This is a genomic window from Aurantibrevibacter litoralis (genome assembly GCF_034651555.1).
Classification (GTDB): domain Bacteria; phylum Bacteroidota; class Bacteroidia; order Flavobacteriales; family Flavobacteriaceae; genus Aurantibrevibacter; species Aurantibrevibacter litoralis.
This window is the reverse complement of the sequence record NZ_JAYEEQ010000001.1, coordinates 314,029-333,465: the sequence shown is the minus strand read 5'-3', so window position 1 is coordinate 333,465 and position 19,437 is coordinate 314,029. Positions and strand designations below refer to the sequence as shown.

Annotated in this window: 17 protein-coding genes and 2 tRNA genes; 13 read left to right on the top strand and 6 right to left on the bottom strand. The window is 37.7% G+C overall.

Translation table 11 applies throughout. The features are described from left to right. Window positions 1-46 precede the first annotated feature (46 nt). Window positions 47-2,431 (bottom strand): S9 family peptidase, encoded by a 2,385-nt coding sequence (locus U1E44_RS01415; RefSeq protein WP_322929127.1) that lies wholly within the window; start codon window positions 2,429-2,431, stop codon window positions 47-49. 459 nt (window positions 2,432-2,890) lie between these two features. Between U1E44_RS01415 and U1E44_RS01410 the strand changes: the two genes are divergently transcribed. From U1E44_RS01410 to U1E44_RS01365, 10 genes are all read left to right on the top strand, one after another. Beyond that, entirely contained in the window at window positions 2,891-4,210 is a 1,320-nt protein-coding gene (locus U1E44_RS01410; protein ID WP_322929126.1) for a phage integrase SAM-like domain-containing protein, read from the top strand. Beyond that, window positions 4,200-5,018, top strand: a complete 819-nt coding sequence (locus tag U1E44_RS01405) for a hypothetical protein (protein ID WP_322929125.1) — start codon at window positions 4,200-4,202, stop codon at window positions 5,016-5,018. Before U1E44_RS01410 ends, U1E44_RS01405 begins: the two co-directional genes overlap by 11 nt. A gap of 83 nt (window positions 5,019-5,101) precedes the next feature. Next, window positions 5,102-5,383 carry a helix-turn-helix domain-containing protein gene (locus U1E44_RS01400; protein ID WP_322929123.1) on the top strand — a complete coding sequence of 94 codons (282 nt, stop codon included), beginning with the start codon at window positions 5,102-5,104 and terminating at the stop codon, window positions 5,381-5,383. Window positions 5,384-5,400: 17 nt separating this feature from the next. Beyond that, window positions 5,401-6,054 (top strand): hypothetical protein, encoded by a 654-nt coding sequence (locus U1E44_RS01395; RefSeq protein ID WP_322929122.1) that lies wholly within the window; start codon window positions 5,401-5,403, stop codon window positions 6,052-6,054. A gap of 110 nt (window positions 6,055-6,164) precedes the next feature. After that, window positions 6,165-7,487, top strand: coding sequence for a hypothetical protein (locus U1E44_RS01390; RefSeq protein ID WP_322929121.1), 1,323 nt, complete (start codon window positions 6,165-6,167; stop codon window positions 7,485-7,487). Window positions 7,488-7,754: 267 nt separating this feature from the next. Continuing rightward, window positions 7,755-8,249 (top strand): hypothetical protein, encoded by a 495-nt coding sequence (locus U1E44_RS01385; RefSeq protein ID WP_322929120.1) that lies wholly within the window; start codon window positions 7,755-7,757, stop codon window positions 8,247-8,249. 3 nt (window positions 8,250-8,252) lie between these two features. After that, on the top strand, window positions 8,253-8,699 hold the full coding sequence (locus U1E44_RS01380) for a hypothetical protein (RefSeq protein ID WP_322929119.1): 447 nt from the start codon (window positions 8,253-8,255) through the stop codon (window positions 8,697-8,699). Between the two features lie 99 nt (window positions 8,700-8,798). Then, window positions 8,799-10,637, top strand: coding sequence for a phage tail tape measure protein (locus U1E44_RS01375; RefSeq protein WP_322929117.1), 1,839 nt, complete (start codon window positions 8,799-8,801; stop codon window positions 10,635-10,637). Continuing rightward, window positions 10,637-10,915 (top strand): hypothetical protein, encoded by a 279-nt coding sequence (locus tag U1E44_RS01370; RefSeq protein WP_322929116.1) that lies wholly within the window; start codon window positions 10,637-10,639, stop codon window positions 10,913-10,915. The genes U1E44_RS01375 and U1E44_RS01370 overlap by 1 nt, the downstream gene beginning before the upstream one ends. Before the next feature lie 43 nt (window positions 10,916-10,958). Next, window positions 10,959-11,291, top strand: a complete 333-nt coding sequence (locus U1E44_RS01365) for a hypothetical protein (RefSeq protein WP_322929115.1) — start codon at window positions 10,959-10,961, stop codon at window positions 11,289-11,291. A 51-nt stretch (window positions 11,292-11,342) separates the two neighbouring features. Here the strand turns inward: U1E44_RS01365 and U1E44_RS01360 are convergent, their stop codons facing one another. Beyond that, window positions 11,343-11,636 (bottom strand): helix-turn-helix domain-containing protein, encoded by a 294-nt coding sequence (locus U1E44_RS01360; RefSeq protein WP_322929114.1) that lies wholly within the window; start codon window positions 11,634-11,636, stop codon window positions 11,343-11,345. Between the two features lie 151 nt (window positions 11,637-11,787). Here U1E44_RS01360 and U1E44_RS01355 point away from each other — a divergent pair, with 151 nt between their 5' ends. Beyond that, a complete protein-coding gene (locus U1E44_RS01355) occupies window positions 11,788-12,360 on the top strand; it encodes a hypothetical protein (protein WP_322929113.1) in 573 nt (190 codons plus the stop codon). Between the two features lie 84 nt (window positions 12,361-12,444). Here U1E44_RS01355 and U1E44_RS01350 read toward each other — a convergent pair. The 3 genes from U1E44_RS01350 to mutS form a co-directional block, all read right to left on the bottom strand. Beyond that, window positions 12,445-12,528: transfer RNA gene (locus tag U1E44_RS01350), tRNA-Leu, on the bottom strand. Between the two features lie 73 nt (window positions 12,529-12,601). Beyond that, window positions 12,602-12,674 (bottom strand) — tRNA-Gly (locus U1E44_RS01345). A 191-nt stretch (window positions 12,675-12,865) separates the two neighbouring features. Further along, complete coding sequence (gene mutS, locus U1E44_RS01340; RefSeq protein WP_323673830.1) at window positions 12,866-15,442, bottom strand: DNA mismatch repair protein MutS; 2,577 nt, start codon at window positions 15,440-15,442, stop codon at window positions 12,866-12,868. Window positions 15,443-15,634: 192 nt separating this feature from the next. Between mutS and U1E44_RS01335 the strand changes: the two genes are divergently transcribed. Beyond that, a complete protein-coding gene (locus U1E44_RS01335) occupies window positions 15,635-16,183 on the top strand; it encodes an RNA methyltransferase (RefSeq protein ID WP_322929110.1) in 549 nt (182 codons plus the stop codon). 113 nt (window positions 16,184-16,296) lie between these two features. Here the strand turns inward: U1E44_RS01335 and folK are convergent, their stop codons facing one another. Further along, window positions 16,297-17,433, bottom strand: a complete 1,137-nt coding sequence (gene folK / locus U1E44_RS01330; RefSeq protein WP_322929109.1) for a 2-amino-4-hydroxy-6-hydroxymethyldihydropteridine diphosphokinase — start codon at window positions 17,431-17,433, stop codon at window positions 16,297-16,299. A 185-nt stretch (window positions 17,434-17,618) separates the two neighbouring features. Here folK and sppA point away from each other — a divergent pair, with 185 nt between their 5' ends. After that, window positions 17,619-19,379 (top strand): signal peptide peptidase SppA, encoded by a 1,761-nt coding sequence (gene sppA, locus U1E44_RS01325; protein WP_322929108.1) that lies wholly within the window; start codon window positions 17,619-17,621, stop codon window positions 19,377-19,379. Window positions 19,380-19,437 lie beyond the last annotated feature (58 nt).

Genomic DNA, 19,437 nt, shown 5'->3' with positions numbered 1-19,437 from the left:
TTCTTTTGATTTTTAGAGGTAGAAATGATACGAAATCAAGAATGTGCTATTTTCTTGGATCACTGCCCAACAAACTTTTATCAAAAAGTTTATAAATGCGGGTATATTCATCGACCCAACTACTTGGTTCCACAAATCCATGCCGTTCTAGCGGGTAAATGGCCATTTCCCAATTCTCCTTACCGAGTTCAATCAAACGTTGCGATAGCCGTACCATATCCTGAAAATGCACATTGTCGTCAATCATTCCATGCAAAATAAGTAAATCGCCTTTAAGCCCCTCCGCAAAATAAATCGGCGAACTTCTCCGGTACGCCAAACTGTCGGTTACCGGGGTGTTTAAAATCCGAGCCGTATAGCCATGATTATACGCGGCCCAGTCGCCTACAGAGCGTATGGCACCTCCTGCTTTAAAAGTATCCGGAGCGGTAAACAATGCCATCAAGGTAATAAAGCCCCCATAAGAACCGCCGTAAATACCAATTTTGTTTTTATCAATACCATACTCGCTTACCAATAATTTAGCACCATCTACCTGATCAGACAAATCTTTTCCACCCATATGGCGATAAATTCCGGTGCGCCAATCTGCACCGTAGCCTGCGCTACCACGATAATCAATATCTAATACGGTATATCCATTATCTACAAGCAAGTTATGGAACATATATTCCCGGTAGTAGCTACTCCACCATTTATGCGCATTTTGCAAATAGCCAGCGCCGTGGACAAAAATTACCGCTGCGCCATTTTTTACCTCTGTTTTGGGTTGATATAGACGAGCATATACTTCGGCGTCGTCCGCTGCCTTAAAGGTGATAATTTCCGGATCTTTCCATTTATAATTCTCAAAAGCGTCTGTAGTAGAGCGCGTAATCCTTGAGGGTAATTTATCTGATTTCGAGAACATAGGGTTCGGTTGCACGTACAACTCTGTTGGCTGATTTGCGTATGAGTATAGAAACGCCATGTGCCGCTCATCCGGAGATAAGGTAACATCGTTATTACCAGTCATCGAAGTAAGTTGGGTTACTTTTCCGCCTAGAATTGGCATACTGTAAAACTGGCGATCTCCCGGATGTAATTGGTTTGCCGTAAAATACCACCTTTTTTTATCGTTTGAAATGAACGGATTATAGATCTCAAAGGCACCTGATGTAAGTGCTTTTTCTTTTTTTGTTACGAGATCTAGAGTATATAAATGAGCATAGCCGGTTTTTTCTGATTGATACCATATACTGTTATCATCTGGCATCCACCCTAAATTGCCGCCTTGAGAACGCCCAATTCCGGGGCCAGCGATCCAAGCTTCATTGTGTTGGCGGTTTAGGTTGGTAATACTTCCGTTGGTGACATCTAACAAAACAATCCATCGATCTTTATAATCATTACTGCGAATCTCTAAGATGGAATTTTTGCCGTCGGCACTCCAAACCGGACCGGATATAGAACCGATTCGACACTCATTTTTATAGGGTTTATCGGGATATTCCTTGGTGTATTCCGGAATATAATCCAAGCCTTCCAAACTGTCTAACACCACAGGATAAACCGTTCTATGAGCAAGGTCGTATATAAACATTTGGTACTTCGAGGGCTCATCACCCACCTTAGAGCGGGTGTTTTCATTTTCCGTATACCCGGATTCGGTGACATAGTGCGGCATCATCGTTCGTGCTATTTTGGGACGTTCTACGGTGATGTAGGTCACATATTTCCCATCCGGACTAAGTTGCTGGCTGTCAATAGATTTTTCTTCTATATCGATTTCTAAAGGTCGCTTTTGTGCTATGCGTTCGGTTTGTTTCTTGGCTTTTTCGCTCTTGGCCTTGCGTTCGCGAAGTACATCAAACAAAGCCAATTGGTCTTGTCGCAGCCATTCATCTTTAGCGCTTTTTTTATCGCTTTCCGTCTTCTTATTTACAAAATGGGTGACTTGTTCCGTTGTGCCTTTAGCAATATCCCATGTGTATATATTGTCGCCTTTAGTATAAGCGACCTTTGTTTCTTGGTTCGTAAAGTGTGGACTGTGCTCCTTTTCTACTGTTTTGGTAATTTGGGTAACTGCATTTGTAGCCTTTTCTAATAGGAAAATATCACCGTGTTTTTCGTATATTATTTTAGTTTTATTTTTACTGTACATCCTTTTGGAGGGTGGCAACTGCAAAACTGTTTCAAAGTCGAGTTTCTCCGTGGAAGCACTTTTTAAGGAATAAGCATACAATGAATCGCTGTCTGCGCCAACGGGATTCCAATTAAAATAAATAGCCGTTCCAGTAACCGACCAATAAGGTTCCGAAGGGAGATGACCTACAAAATCGTACCCCTTCATAATTTCCTTGATCGTTAGGGGCGAGCTATTGTTCTCTTGAGCGAACTGACAAAAGGTGCCTATAAAAAATATACCACTGTAAAGTAAAACTTGCTTCATATCTATTAAACTGTTTTAGACCTATAAGATGCCCGTAAATAAGAGAACAGCGCAGCATAGTTTGCGAATTAAAAACATATACGCGCATCTAAGGCAACGAAAATTGAAGATACGGATAAGATTTAAAAGATGGCAAGTGATTTTCAAAAGTTGCCCAAAAATAAAATAGGAGAAGGCGCATTAGGCAGGCACTATTACATTTTTTGACAAAAAAATAAATCCCTAACAATCATACGATTAATAGGGATTCCTGTACTCGAGGCGGGACTTGAAACCTTAGATTTGTACATTTTGTAAAGCGGTGGAAATACTTGTATAAATATCATATTTTATAGGGGTTCACAGGTTTTAACTAAAAAGGAGCAATCTAAAATAATCTAAAATAATCCATACAAATCTAAGTCAATCGTACAATAATCGTACAATTTTTTATAGTTTTGTTATGTTCAGATTTACACTATGGCCACTGTTAATTTTCTTTATCGTTCCAAAAAGGAACGTGCACCACTATCATTACGGCTACTTTATACCATAGATGGTATCGATTATGTTTGGGCTGCCAATTCAAAAGAGGAAGTTTCAAAGGAGTATTGGAAAAAGCGATTACAGGGAACAAAAGATAATAATATACTAACCTATCGAGCTGAGGTTAACATTAAACTGCAGTATTTAAGAGATCATATCTTAAAACACTTTCACAAAACAGATAAATCCAAAGTAGGCAAGCATTGGTTAATTCAAGTGGTGCATGAATATTATAACCCTCCACAGCCTGACTATGTGGATGAAAGGGTGCTTTATTGGATAAACCATATAATCAATACAGCTGCCACCAGGGAGAATGCAAAAAAGGGGATAGGTCTTAGTCAAAGCCGTATAAATTCTTATAACAACCTACTTAAAATATTCACCCGGTACCAAAAGAAAAATGAATACTTAATTCACCAGCTGGATAAGGCGTGGTTTGATTCTTTTAGAAGTTGGCTTTTAGAAAGTGAAAAATATTCCGTTACCTATACCAATAAAAAGGTTTCAGATTTAAAGACCGTTTGTAAGGAAGCAAAATCAAAAGTTGATGTTGCCAGAGATTTAGATAAGGTAAGTTCCAGCAAAGGCACTGCATACGATGAAGATATGGACGTAATATATCTTTCGTTTGAAGATTTAGAAAAAATTGAAAAAGCGGAATTGAATAATCCAGCCTTGGAAAATGCAAGAAAGTATCTCATTTTATCATGTTACACCGGACAAAGAGGTAAGGATTTAATTGATAGAATAATCCCGGATAACTTCAAAAAAAGAGGTGCCCATTACGTAATTAAATTCATTCAAAAGAAAGTAAATAAGTCCGTTACTATCCCTGTTTTGCCAAAGGTATTGGAGATTTACGAGAATGGACTGCCTTACAGGGTAAGTATTCAAAAACTGAATAAGCATTTCAAGACCGTTTGTAAATTGGCTGGTATTGATGAAATGATCATGGGAAGGCTAAGAGACAAGGAAACCGGTAGAGGCTTAAAAAAGTTACGGCCTAAATGGCAGTATATAGGCACTCACTCAGGCCGTAGAAGTTTTGCAAGCAATCATTATGGGAAATTGCCCACACCATTGATTATGGCTGTTACAAATCATAAAAAAGAATCTTCCTTTTTGACCTACCTAAATACTGACAATGAGGACCATGTAGACATGTTCATGGATTATTACGCCAAAATGGAACTAAAGGCAAAAAAGCAAAGTAATCTAACCGTGGTAAAGAATGCAGCCAATGGAAAATAGAAGTCTTAGGTCAATTCAATACATCGAACTAACTAAAATGGTTTCAGAGTTTTTTGAAATAATAGAAGATCCACGGAATATTTCTCCACCTGATTTTAATTATTTCTGTCAAGGAACGTTATCCAATGAAAATTTTGAAAATATTCAAAAAATAGATTTTGGTAGTTCATGGAACGGATATAAAAAATTAAGACCTTTAATTGTTAACTTACTTATTGGATGTGAGTATTTGAATTATGAAGAATTTCAAAATTTAAGTACTTATTACATTACACAATACAACTCATCACATAATTTTAGAGCACGGTATATTCTTCAAAATAATCCGATTGAAGAAAAGGAAAAGTATGAATTATATTCTGCATACACAGCATTCTTCTTTCATATTAAAACATCGATTCTAGATCAAATGAATGATACTTTTAAATCCAAAAAACCGGATTTAGATAATCTACCAGAACCAAAAAAAGAGTTTCATCAGAAAAAAACGGAAACATTTACCGAGGTAGGCATTTTATTTGCCCAAGGATTAATATTTCCGGATCCTTTCAAGAAAGAAAAATTTAAAAATAAGGTTGTTTTTGATAACATTGAATGGCATAAAGTCCTACCAATGGTAAAATACTTAGAGAATAAAACAAACTTGAAAAACCTATACCCTTACATAAATAATACGTTGAAGGGAACTGAAGAAAGCGATAAAAATTTACTTTTAATTCCTTCACAAATTAAAAAAGTAATGAAAGAATGTGTAATTCGGAGGCTATCTGTTACACATGAATTTAAAGCACTTCACGACAATTTATAAAATTAAACAGTAAAATAAACTGTTTAGCACTAATGTTCAATTTAAACTAAAGGACTTTTGACATATAATCAAAAATATATGTCATGTCCGGAAGTATTCAATTTGTAAACTTAGACCCAGAGGAGTTCATATCAGAACTTGACAAACGGTCCGAAAAAAGACTGGCCGAAATGGCCAAACATTTCGAACCGAAAAAACCCACAGAATATTTAACCAGATCGGAAGTAGCTGCACTTTTGAAAGTAAACGTGAGTTCGGTTCATAATTACACGAAGCGAAATCTATTGGTCGCTTATGGCCTTGCTGGTTCAGTACTTTACAAACGGTCGGAGGTAGAGGCTGCCTTAATTCAACTAAAAAAATAACAAATCAAAACTAAAAAATGATGGTAGTAGTAAAAGACGAATTTAAGAATAAACAGTTACTATTTAAGGATGACTATGCCATCCAAAAAAGGAAAAAGGAAGTAACGGTAGAGACTGTAGAGGCGTACAAGTCAATAATTGAAGCAGCCACTAACTTCTTAGGCTTTGACCTTTCACCTGCTCAGAAAAAGGAAGTAATTAGGGGTAAGTACCCCACAGTATTACGCCTACTAAAAATAAAAATGAACCTTCCAAATGCTACAGATGACGCAATTATTGGGTTGCACGGTCGGGACCCATTGCACCTCATAAAGTTGATGAACGAACACAGGAACGTGCGCACGTCTGATTTAGATAGTTTCGAGATTACGGAAAGTGACTTTTTGCCATCCTCAGAATTGAAAAAGGACATAGAGGCCTTTTATACATACTATACCCGTAATGAACGACAAAACATTGTACTAAAGCATGCCCAGACCATTTCGGATGCTATTAACAAAGCCCAGAATGAGAATATAGTTACCATTCCATCATTAAGCGATAGTGTACGGTTAGGCATACAAGCATCCGAAATCTATGGCATTCTCAAACCCATTATAAAAGGCGTACCTCATGGAAATGGTTATATGGCTGCACCGAATTGGGAAAATATTTATCAATTAAAGGAGTAAAACAAAAACACCGCTATGGCGTAGCGGTGTTGCTTTTTTGAATTGTTCAGATTCGAGGATATAAGAAAAGTGAACCCATATCCATAACCCAAAGGTACTAAAAAAAATTGTTGGACTTCTTAAAGATAATCGTTTTTGATAAGGATGAAGTACAGCAAATTTGGAACCATCCAGATCTTATCTGGTATGATCACCAGGAAAGGTTATCACATATCGATTACACCACGATTATTGTTAAGGAAACCAAGGAATTTAAGAAAATATTGTTCTGCTTACATAAAAACAAATTGGAGATTCTTTTTTCCGTTCACCGGTACTTTAACGATAATCTTCATAATGCTAATGACTTTCATGTTGATACTTGTATCAGCGTTTTACAGACGGTTTTTAGGAGATTTGGATTAGATGTATTAACAAGTGTGAAATTAGTTGGCATGGAATACGGAATCAATTTCAGAATGCAGAATTACGCCCCTAATGTAATACTCCATACCGAATATTGGAAACGGACTAAATTTTTAGCAGATGATGAGTTGGGATTTTCAAAGAAATCATATACCACAAAAAATAACGGTCGGGCAAATGGATATAAAATTATCAAATGGTATTCTAAAGGCGTACAGTTCCCTAAATTTTGCAGTAGGGATACAGTTAGGCTGGAGATTAAAACCCGCCAATCTCAATACATAAGTAAACTCGGTATTAACACAATAATGGATTTGATGAAACCTAGTGTATATCTGGAAATGAAGAAAGAACTTCTATTGGTAGGTTCGGAAATGTTGATTTTGGACCAGACCATAGATAAAAAGTTACTATCAGAAAATGAAAGGGAGTTTTTAAATCCATATACATGGACCGGCCATTTGAATGGATATAGAAATCAGTTTGTGAGAGAAAAAGAAAAGTATATGGATTTTCTCAATAGGATTGGTAAAAATGTACATTCACTTTTACTTCAAAATATTAAGCAAAAATTAGATGAATTATTTAAACCACAGGTTGTAAAAGGTGCAGATTTGCCACCTAAAAATTTAGCTTCAAAACAAGCCTTAAAAGGTGCAGATTTGCCACCTTATATAAAGCAAATTTGCACCTATACCGATCTATCAAAAATTAGGTGTAGAGTTACCGGTTTGACTCTCGAGCATGAAGGTACCATAAAGGCAAATGCATCTATCCCAAATTACATTAGAATTAAAACTTTGAGGTACCTACAAAAGAACGATCCTAAGACCTTTGAACGTTTAAGATTGGATTTGATACCAAGCAACCGCAGTCATGGCCCAAAGTATGAAAGGTCTATACTTTCTCACATGGCAAAGCAGGTACGAAATAGATTTTATAATGCAAATAAGGTTAAGAAAGTAGGCTACCTAGCCCGTGCCCAACCCAATGAACAACTTAACATGTATGAATTATTAGGTGTTTAGAAGTAATTGAAACGCCTAAAAAAACAAACGTTTCAAAAGAGGCGTTTTAACGAACGATTGAAATCAAATGACGTTGGGATATTGGTTTAAAATAAAACTATCGCAGATAAGGGATTAGGTGGCAATTAAGGTACTGTAGACGCTTTTTGAGCTGGTCGCAGTACGTTGCGAATTCCGTTTTTTATCCCCTTGACATAGATTTGATAAGTGCAACATCAAATGCAACACGAAAACCAAATGCAACACGAATTTTAACCCAAAAAAGATATGAAACTCACTAGAAAAAATTTTGCAACCGCCCTGGGCATCGACATGAATTTGTTACGAACCCACATACACCGGAAAAAGATAATTACATCCGGGAATTACATAGAAACCACGGAAAATGAAAAGTACATTTTACAGCAAACTAACGGCAAAGGTTTAGACCTTACTTCTTATAACAGTTCTCAGGATGAAAAAATCAGGGAAATGGCTGAGGTTGTTCTGGAAGCAATAGGTAAAAAACTGATCACCGGAATACATGCCATGATTGACAAAGAAGTAGCAGATATTAAAGAAAAGGCTAGAAAAGAAGTGCTTCAGCTGGTCAACAATAATCCGGAAATCACTTCCAATTTGGTGGTCATTGAATTGAGCGATGATCAAATAAAAATAGTTTCTCGAGAACAATTAAAAAATATGGAAGCAAATGCGATGGAGTTTGATGGTTTTTTTGGGTGGAGTGAAATAGGTACCATATCAGATATTTTAAAAAGATAAACTATGTACATTGAAAGTTTAAATATTTTGTACCAAGGGGAATTTCTGATAAGCGACATCGATGATTGTATTATCTATAGTTCCATGTCCATCCGCAGACATAACATTAAAAAAACATATTTCTATTTCAACGAATCAATTTATGACGAGTTTAAACGTGCCGTTTTCCTGAGCGCACATCTAACCCCCTGGGGAAAAGAGTTTTTAAAACTAAAGCAATCATTAGAATTCAATGATTACCTACTGTTAACCGCTTCCGGAAATAGGATGGAAATCTTATGTGAGAAACTCAGTATTCCCACGTTGGACAAAATAAAAGAAAACCAAACCAATCAAATGAAAATAGATTTTTTGAATTGTATAGATACCCCTTGCATCTATGTAGATGATAAAGTTGAGGTACTAAATCAAATCAGCAACAACCTTGTAAAAACCGTATTACACAGATAGTTATCAACAATCAAATTGTTAATAAAAATCGAAATCAAGTTTCAAATCGAAATCAAAACACGTCTAAAAAGTTATAATTTTATACTAAATGTTCAGAATATGGCAGCAACTATAAAAATACCTTCCACTTTTACCGCTGTGGACAAGTTCACGGACACCGTGCAAAAAATGGTAAACTCTACCAAAGGGTTTGCCACTACAGGTGTAGCAGCCATTAAAAGATTCGATACCAAAGTATCTGCCACTTTTAATAAAATGGGTCGTCTTTCCCAGCTCGCTTTAGGGCTTGGTATAGGTGCTATTTTCACTCAGGCAATACAAAACAATTTACAATACAATGATAGCCTTGCATCGCTATCTTCTATAACCGGTGCCACGGGAAATGATTTGGCTATTTTAGAAGGGCATGCAATGGATGCCGCCAAAGCCACAAAAATGGCCGCCAAAGATATCTTTTATGGCATGGACCTGATTGCATCTGCCAAACCCGAATTATTACAGACTCCGAAAGCACTCGCAGATATTACCAAAAATGCCATTATTCTAAGTAAGGCTGCAAAGATGGAGTTGGCAGATTCTGCGGATGCCTTAACCACTTCTTTAAACCACTTTGGATTAGGTGCAGAATATTCTAAGTATGCTATAGATCAGTTGGCAGCTGGTTCTATTTACGGAGCTTCCAAAATCCCACAGACAGCAGAAGCATTGAGTAAGTTCGGTACTATTGCAGCTGCTACCGGCACCAAATTAGATGAGTCTATTGCTTTGGTACAGTTAATATCTGGTTTTGAAAAAGGCAGTGAAGCAGGTACCAAGTTAAAAAACATATTAGCCATCATGGCCAGTTCCAAAATACTTCCCGCAGGGCAATTAAAAGCCTTAAAAAAGATGGGGGTGGATCTGGATATTGTCACAGATATTTCGCTTCCATTTAATAAAAGGTTAAAAGAGTTTGCCAAACTTGGAAAAAACAACGTTGCAGTATTGCAAGTTTTAGGTCGGGAAAATGCAGCTTTAGGTCAAGCCTTATTTAACAATGTAGATGGGTTTGATGCTATGTTGGCAAACATAAACAAATCCGGTACCGCTCAGGCTCAGGCTGCAATTAATACAGGATCTTTCGGAGAGCGGTTAATGGCAATTAAAAATCAATTTTTAAACTATACAACCGTCACTAATTCCAATAATAAATCATTAGATACTATGGGAAAGGCTATGGATTGGGTAGCCGAGAATATGGATATAGTGATAGAAAGCGCAGCCTTATTGTTAGGTGGTTTCATTGCTTTAAAAAGTGCAGTGGCTATCATAACAGCCATACAAGTGGTAACTAAAATATGGACCGTTGCCCAATGGGGTTTAAATGCTGCCATGAGCGCAAATCCTATCGTTGTGGCCATAGCTGCAATTTATGGATTGGTGGTATTAATAGATACGGCAATCCGGAAATATGATACTTGGGGGGCATCTATGTTACAGGTTTTAGGTCCGTTGGGATGGATAGTTAACATCATAATGAGTTTTAAAAGGCATTGGAGTAGTATAGAAGATGCTTTTACCAACGGTGGTATTTTTGCGGGAATTAAACGTATTGGAGAAGTTCTAGCTGATGGGATACTATACCCTATGGAACAAATACTAAAATTCATGTCAAAAATTCCATTGATTGGTAGGGTTACCAAAGGGCTGGATTTTATTTCCGGAATTAGGGAAAGGAATAATTTAAAATTAGATAGTGATTTCCCTGAAGATATTTCAAAAGAACCTATAGACAGCCCATCTCAAAATTTAGCCCAAAGCAACGCGAATTTGGAAAAGGCCGTATTAGGGGGCTCTTTAAATATCAATTTAAATGATCCGGGTCGAAATGTAAAAGACACCAATTCAGATACGAAGGGTCTACCTGTGTTAATTACTCACAATCAAGGCGGTTGGTAATGAAATATCCAGATAAAGACGAATTACAAGATTGTTTTTGCTACATGATCGTTAATGTAGGAACTGCATATTGGAATCATAAAACAAAGGCCTTATATCAATTTGATATGGATGGGAACATAACGGAAAATAGCACATCCGAAAAATGCCCAGGCAAGAATGTAAATTCATATGGAAATATCTATATAAGAATAAAAGATGGTTTTGCCTATGGTCTTCCAATGGCAGGTTTGGGAATAGATTCGTTAGGCCTTGCATCCCGAACCGCTTTTAAATAGCCCAGAAAACAATATTCAAATTGAACCGATAAAAAACTATAAAATGAGTCCCGAAATTTTAAAAATTCATAATTCAGAGCTGTATAATGAGGTTTTCAACCTTGGAGTAGAACAGGAGCGCATCCGGATAAACAGCTGGATTAATTCACCCATTACCAATAAATGGGAACTTAGAGACGGCATCATGTCCGGGTTAAGTTATACTGATGCAGCCGAAAGAGAGGTTAAAAACTTCTATGGCAATGTAGATGAACGTTTAGATTCAAAACTACCTGGTATTTCAAATTCAGAGAATCCCGAGCAAAAGGAAGATTATTATACGATGCTCGAGGCTCAGGAGTTTTATTCCGAAATAGACAAAAAATTTAAAGGTTAAAAAGTCTTCGATTGTCAATTGTTGTTTATTAGGATGCCCTCTAGAGCTGCGCTAGAGGGTTTTTTTATTTTTGTTGATTGTAGAGACAAGTTCGTTGAGGTCAGAAAATGACCGTATTGGATGGTTGGTACCATTATACTCAATAAATCCATTTGGCCCTTTAGATTCAAATAATTCAACTACTTCAACATCTAAAGCGTCCGCAATGTCCTTTATGCTTTGTATGGTGGGATTTCCATTGATAATCCGGCTAAGTGTTTCTTTTTTTATACCGAGCTTATCAGCTAATTCAAATTGTTTCATATCCTTTTTTCTAAGGAAATATTTAATCTTATTCTTTATCATTTTAAAAATTTTTATTGACCATATTATGTATATATAACATCACTAAAGATATATTAATTGATAATAAGTAAGCAATAATTTTCAAATAAATTATTATAAATGATATTTTAATGTATATTTGAAACATAAAAACAACATTAAATAATTAATTATGATACTAAAAACTAATCAAGCATTACACGAAATTGTTAAGAACGAAAGAAGTTCAGATTCTGTAATGGTGCTAAATCTGGAAAACCTATATGGCAAAGAGCGGACCATATTTAAAACCTCGATGGTAGTTAAAGAAGTGATACAGCAATTCCGATGGATAAATAAACTATCAGAAGGGATGCAGTCCAAAAAAAGATTGGATTCAAAAATACTTTACACGGTGCTACAATGTGTCGATGAAGAAAATACACTATCGTTCACGGATGCAATAACCTATTTTAAGCAATTGCGGGAATATGAAAACCTGAAAGATTATTTAACTCCCTGGTGTTCTGATTTGCCCTATATCCCATGTGAAACCAATATGGCCCTTTTAGGCATAGATTTAAGCCCTTTAAAAAATAATAAGTTGTATGATAGTGACATTGCCCGTGATGAGGTGGTAAACTTCTACTTAGACATACAGGATTCTATTTATGGTACCGGCAGTATCGCCGATTTTGTAAAAAGCGCAAAAACGAAAGTTGAGGGTTTCATTAATGATCACATGAACGGTTGGATGGTGAAATAATGACCTAAAAGAAGTCAATCGTACAATAATCGTACAAAACACAATAAAAAAACCCCGTAAAGTCAATATTTACGGGGTTTTACGTACTCGAGGCGGGACTTGAACCCGCACGGACTAATGTCCATTGGATTTTAAGTCCAACGTGTCTACCAATTCCACCACTCGAGCCTTAGACTTTGATGCTTCTTCTTTTCGAAAAACAAAAAACTCCACCCGTGGTGACTGAGCGGAGTCGACGTCGAGCGAAAAACGGGATTCGAACCCGCGACCTCAACCTTGGCAAGGTTGCGCTCTACCAACTGAGCTATTTTCGCATTAAATTATGTACAAGACCGTTTCACTAAAACCCCCAGTATTTCAGAAGTTTTTTTAATACTATAGGGCATCTTCTATGATGCGGATGCAAATTTAATACAATTCTCTAAAAAGCAAAGCAAATTTCGGTAAAAGCATGAAAAAATTATAAAGAACAACTTGCGAACCTTACAACTCTAAGGGCATACGGCTACGCTTTTTTCTTTTTGGTGAGTAATCGCTTTATTTCGTTCAGTTTCATTAACGCCTCTACGGGTGTTAAGGTATTGATGTCTAAATGGGTGATTTCTTCTTTAATTTGTTCCAATAAAGGGTCATCGAGATTAAAAAAGCTCAATTGCATTTCGTTCTGAGCCGAGTGAAGTTTATCTGTTAACTCGGCACTAGAATGCGATTTTTCGAGTTTTTTAAGGATTTTGTTCGCTTTGGATATGACTTGTTGTGGCATACCGGCCATTTTGGCTACGTGGATTCCAAAACTGTGTTCGCTACCACCGGCTACGAGTTTGCGAAGAAACAGCACATTGTCTTTCAATTCTTTTACGGACACATTATAGTTTTTGATCCGCTCCATGGTCGTGGCCATTTCATTAAGCTCGTGATAATGTGTAGCAAAAAGAGTTTTTGCCCGTGCCGGGTGTTCGTGCAAATATTCCGAAATAGCCCAAGCAATAGAAATACCGTCGTAGGTGCTGGTACCGCGTCCAATTTCATCAAGAAGCACAAGACTGCGTTCAGATAAATTATTTAAGATAGAGGCCGTTTCGTTCATTTCTACCATAAAAGTAGACTCGCCCATAGAGATGTTGTCGCTGGCACCTACACGGGTAAATATCTTGTCTATAACGCCAATTTTAGCACTTTCAGCAGGAACAAAACTTCCCATTTGCGCCATTAAAACTATGAGTGCCGTTTGCCGCAAAATAGCTGATTTACCACTCATGTTGGGACCAGTGATCATAATAATTTGCTGTTCCTCCCGATTTAAAAGAACATCATTGGCAATATAGGTTTCGCCCAAAGGCAACTGTTTCTCTATCACCGGATGCCTTCCATTTCGAATATACAATTCGGTAGAGTCATTTATTTCGGGCATTACATACCTGTTTTCTTTAGCAAGTTGGGCAAATCCACAAAGACAATCCAACTGTGCAATAAGCAACGCATTGTGTTGTACAGGGGCAATATATTCTTGCATCCAAACCAAGAGCTGAGAAAATAATTGCTGTTCTAATTCTAGAATACGCTCCTCGGCACCTAAAATTTTAGATTCGTATTCCTTTAGTTCTTCGGTAATATAACGCTCGGCATTCACTAAGGTCTGTTTGCGAATCCAATCTTCGGGAACCTTGTCTTTGTGGGTGTTTCGAACCTCAATATAATATCCAAAAACATTATTAGACGCAATTTTAAGTGAACTAATACCACTCCGCTGGGTTTCTCGTTCCAGCATTTTATTGAGGTAGTCTTTTCCTGAAAATGCGAGACCCCGAAGTTCATCTAAGGTTTCTGAATAGCCTTGGGCAATAGTAGTTCCTTTAAGCATATTTACAGGAGCCTCTTCATGGAGCATTTCTTTGATTTTAGCCCTAAGCAGGTCACAACTGTGCATTTGGTCCCCTAGCTGTTTTAGTGCCTCATTCAAGGTTTTAGAGGCGTGTTGCTTGATAGGCACAATGGCTTCCAATGAATTTTTGAGCTGAATAACTTCTTTTGGATTAATTTTACCGGTAGCTACTTTAGAAATCAACCGCTCGAGATCGCCAATTTGTTTGATATGATGCTGAAAAGTGTGAAGAAGTTGTTCTTCAGATTGCAAATGCGCAACAATATGATGCCTTCTTCGGATTTTTTCGATGTTTTTTAACGGGAGTGCCAGCCATCGCTTTAGCATGCGCCCACCCATAGGCGAAATCGATTTGTCTATAACGTCTAGAAGCGTAACTGCATTTGCATTGAACGCATGATATAACTCCAGGTTTTTTATGGTAAACCTATCCATCCAAATATATTCTTCCTCGGGGATTCGCTGTAAGGTGGCAATATGCTGCAATTGGCGGTGCTGCGTGTCAGAAAGATAATGCAGTACCACCCCAGATGCGATGACACCATGAGCAAGGTGATCTACTCCAAAGCCTTTTAAAGTTTTGGTTTTAAAATGCTTGGTTAAGGTTTCGTGAGTGTAATCTTCTTGAAAGACCCAATCTTCGATAAAAAAGGTGTGGAACTGCTTTCCGAAAACCTCCAAAAACTCCTTTTTATGGGATTTAGAAACCAACACCTCGTTGGGCGCAAAATTCTGCAATAATTTATCGACCTGTTCTTCGGTACCTTCTGAGGTTAAAAATTCTCCTGTAGAAATATCCAAAAAAGAAACACCAATGCGGTGCCGTCCAAAATGTACCGCACAAAGAAAATTATTGGTTTTAGAATGAAGAAGATCATCGTTGAGTGCCACACCAGGTGTAACCAATTCGGTTACGCCTCTTTTTACAATGGTTTTTGTTTGCTTGGGATCCTCTAACTGGTCGCAAATAGCCACACGCAGACCCGCCTTAACCAATTTGGGCAAATAGGTATTTATGGAATGGTGGGGAAAACCGGCGAGTTCAGTTCTATCGCCACCATTGTTTCTATGGGTAAGAATGATACCTAATATTTGTGATGCTTTAACGGCGTCTTCCCCAAAGGTCTCGTAAAAATCGCCCACTCTAAACAGCAAAAGCGCATCAGGATACTTGGTTTTGATGGTTTGATATTGCTGCATCAAAGGGGTTAGCTTTTTTGTTTTATCTGTTGGTTTCAAAAGCGATTTTATTACATTAATTTTGCGTAGCTATTACGCCTACTAAAGTATCAATTTTACACCGGAATTATCCCAATTGTTCATATTTTGGGGATAACTTTAGTATTTGGGTTGCCCCTAAAATGGAGGGGTAGGCGTTGCCAAAAAATAAGCATGGAGCGTAGAAAATTACACAATAACGAGCTAAACAGATTAAACGTAGATGCGTTTAAAGAAATAGACAAAACACCGGTGGTGGTTGTGCTGGATAATATACGCAGTTTACACAATATTGGCTCCGTTTTTAGAACCGCCGATGCTTTTTTAATTGAAAAAATTTATTTGTGCGGTATTACCGCAACACCGCCGCATAAAGACATTCATAAAACAGCATTGGGAGCCACCGAAAGCGTAGCTTGGGAATATCATAAAGACACATGCAATCTAGTGCACAAACTGAAGTCGGATGGGTATGTCGCCGTTGCCGTAGAGCAAACCCAAAACTCGATAAAGCTCAATGAATTTAAACGGGCAAACAATACCAAATATGCCCTCGTTTTTGGAAATGAAGTAAAAGGAGTTCACCAAAACGTGGTTTCGGTCTGCGATATGGTGCTCGAAATTCCACAGCAAGGCACAAAACACTCTCTAAATATCTCCGTAAGCGCAGGTATTGTTATTTGGGACTTTTGGGCGCAACATCAAGCCATAAAAAAACCATAAAAAAGACCCGACAGTTGCCGGGCCTCCGTTATAGTTTGAGTTAGTTAGTTCCGTTAAGGGTACGCAATTACGCAAAAGCTTTTCGAATTTGCAAGGATTTTGTGAAAATTATCTTAAATCTGTTGGTTAATCACAAATTTTTGCAGCTCATCCAAGATATACGTGTAGTCTTTTTCTTCTTCTATAAAGTCCAAATTACTAACATCCAAAATCAGAACATTTTTTTCGGGATAGCTTTTGATAAAATTCATATAACCATGTTGAATCTTTTCCAAGTAGGCTTCTTCAATATTTTGTTCGTAGGTTCGCCCTCTTTTTTTTATGTTTTCTAGCAGTCTAACCGTATTTTGGTGCAGGTATACATACATTTTGGGCACAACAACCTCCTTATACATAAAACCGAAAACCTTCCGATACAGGTTAAATTCTTCTTGTTGTAGCGTTATTTTTGCAAAAATGAGCGATTTATGTACGTCGTAATCACTGATCATAAAACTTTTAAAAAGATCATATTGTGCTGTATCATCCATAAATTGCTGATACCGATCGGCCAAAAACGACATTTCTAAAGGGAAGGCATAGCGCGCTTGGTCTTCGTAAAATTTTGGCAAAAATGGGTTGTCCGCAAAACGTTCTAACACCAATTTGGCATTAAAATCGGAAGCTATTTTTTTGGCTAGCGTCGTTTTACCCGCTCCAATATTGCCTTCAATAGCCATAAATTGCACTTGGGAGAAAAGTAGTTCTTGCGATTTAAAAAGTTTAAACGAAGCCTTGTTAAGTGCGCTTTTATCCCTGCATTCCTGCACTAAATTTCGTGTGTCTTTACGTAGTACCGGGTGGTAAAATTGGGGCGCAATATCCGTGAGTGGTCGCAACACAAAAGCTCGTAAATGCATTTGAGGATGTGGAATCTGGAGATCATCGCCTTTTAAGTGTAGGTTATCGTAATACAAAATATCGATATCTATGGTTCGGGGCTGATACCCACTTTCCAAGCTTCGTACACGTCCTAGTTGTTTTTCGATAAAAAGTACGGCAGATAGCACCTCTTCCGGTGATTTATGCGTTTCTAAGGAAATACAGGCGTTTAAAAAATCGTCTCCCGAGAAGCCCCAAGCCGGACTATCGTATACCGGTGATACTTTTTGCACAACCCCTAAATGCTCCTGCATCAACAAAATAGCTTTCTGCAAAAAAAAATGTTTGTGACCAAGATTACTTCCTAATGAAAAATATACCGTATGCATTTAGAACAAAATCAATCTGCAAAATAAAGAAAAGTAACGGACATGTGTGTGCCTCATCTAAAGGTAGTATTTAATTGTACGGTTTTTAAATCCTATTAAAGTTTGTATAGAAATTTTCGTAAAGCACTGTACAAGATCATTGCAATTGGTATCTTTGTGGGTTAAAATTAAAACCTGAAACCAAAATGAATTTTCTTAGAAATTTGGTGGCATCTATCCTTGGGTCTCTTATTGCCCTTGGCATCTTATTCTTTATGTTGTTTGTTCTAATCGCCTTAATAGGAAGTACGGAAGATAGCATTTCAATCAAAAATAATTCAGTGCTAACCTTACAGATAACAAAACCCTTAGAAGATTATGTAGGTAACGATGATACGGATCCTTTTTCTGGTTTTTTTAGTGAAAATCAAGGTTTAGACGACGTCTTACAGGCCATAAAAACAGCCAAAGAGGATAGCCACATAAAAGGCATAAGCATCGCTAATAATTTTATTTTGGCAGGGCTAGCGCAAACCCAAGCGATTCGCAAGGCCTTGGCCGATTTTAAGTCCTCTGGAAAATTTATCTATGCCTACAGCGATTTTTTTATGCAAAAAGATTATTACTTGGCTAGCGTTGCCGATGAAATTTACCTGAACGCGCAGGGTGCCGTTGATTTTAAAGGACTTTCTACAGAGGTCTTATTTTTTAAGGATCTTCAAGAAAAGAGTGGGGTTAAAATGGAAGTGATCCGTCATGGGAAATACAAAAGTGCCGTAGAGCCCTTTTTGGCCAACGAAATGAGCCAAGACAACCGCAACCAGATTCAAGCATTGCTAGCGTCTCTTTGGGAAACCATTGTTACCGATATTGCTGATAGTAGAGCTATTGCTGTGAGTGATTTGAATGCCATTGCCGACACTCTAGGCGGAAGAACTTCTAAATATGCGAACCTTTCGGGTTTGGTAGATGGTACCGTACACTTTGATGAGTATGAACTGTTTCTTAAGGATAAATTAGGATTGTCTATGGAAGAGGATATTTCCTATGTCGATCTATCTGCCTACATAAAAAATAACAAACAAAAAAAAGGAAGTTCAATAAAGGACAAAATTGCGATTGTATATGCCCAAGGTGAGATTTTTTACGGCGAAGGCAATGCTAAAATTATTGGTCAAGGCATCATGCTTAATGCGCTGAAAAAGGCGCGAGAAGACGACAATATAAAAGCCATAGTGTTGCGTGTAAATTCTCCGGGAGGCAGCGCATTGACCTCCGATATTATTTGGCGCGAAGTGGCACTTACCAAAGCAGTAAAACCTGTGGTAGTTTCTATGGGTGACGTAGCTGCCTCTGGTGGCTACTACATTGCCACAGGAGCCGACAAAATATTTGCGGAGCCCACCACTATTACCGGCTCTATAGGTGTTTTTGGAACAATCCCCAACGTTGCCGAATTATCCAAAAAAATAGGCGTCAATGCAGAACAGGTAGGCACCCACAAGAATTCTATAGACTATTCTCTTTTTGAGCCTATCACCGATGGCTTTAAAAATGTAGTACAAGAAAGTATTGCACAAACCTACCGCACCTTCCTCAGCAGAGTAGCCGAGGGTAGAGGAATTACAATGGAAGAAGCCGATGAGATAGCACAAGGAAGAGTTTGGAGTGGTACCGAGGCGAAAAGAATAGGATTGGTTGATGAACTTGGCGGCTTGGAGGATGCCTTAGGCGCTGCAGCCGAAATGGCAAATTTAGATGCTTACAGCATTAAGAATTTTCCAAAATACAAATCCGGATTTGAGCAACTAATGGAAAATCTCGAGGGTTCAAGGGCTACAATTATGCAGCGTTTCATTGAAGATGAAATAGGAATAGAAACCTACCATTTGCTTAAAGAAGTCAAATTTGCTTTGGAACAAAAAGGGATACAGGCGAGATTGCCTTTTGTCCTTTCCATTAAATAATACAGAGGTACACAACGTGCAGATCATGTAGTATTTGTTGTGCATTAGGCCTCAAAAA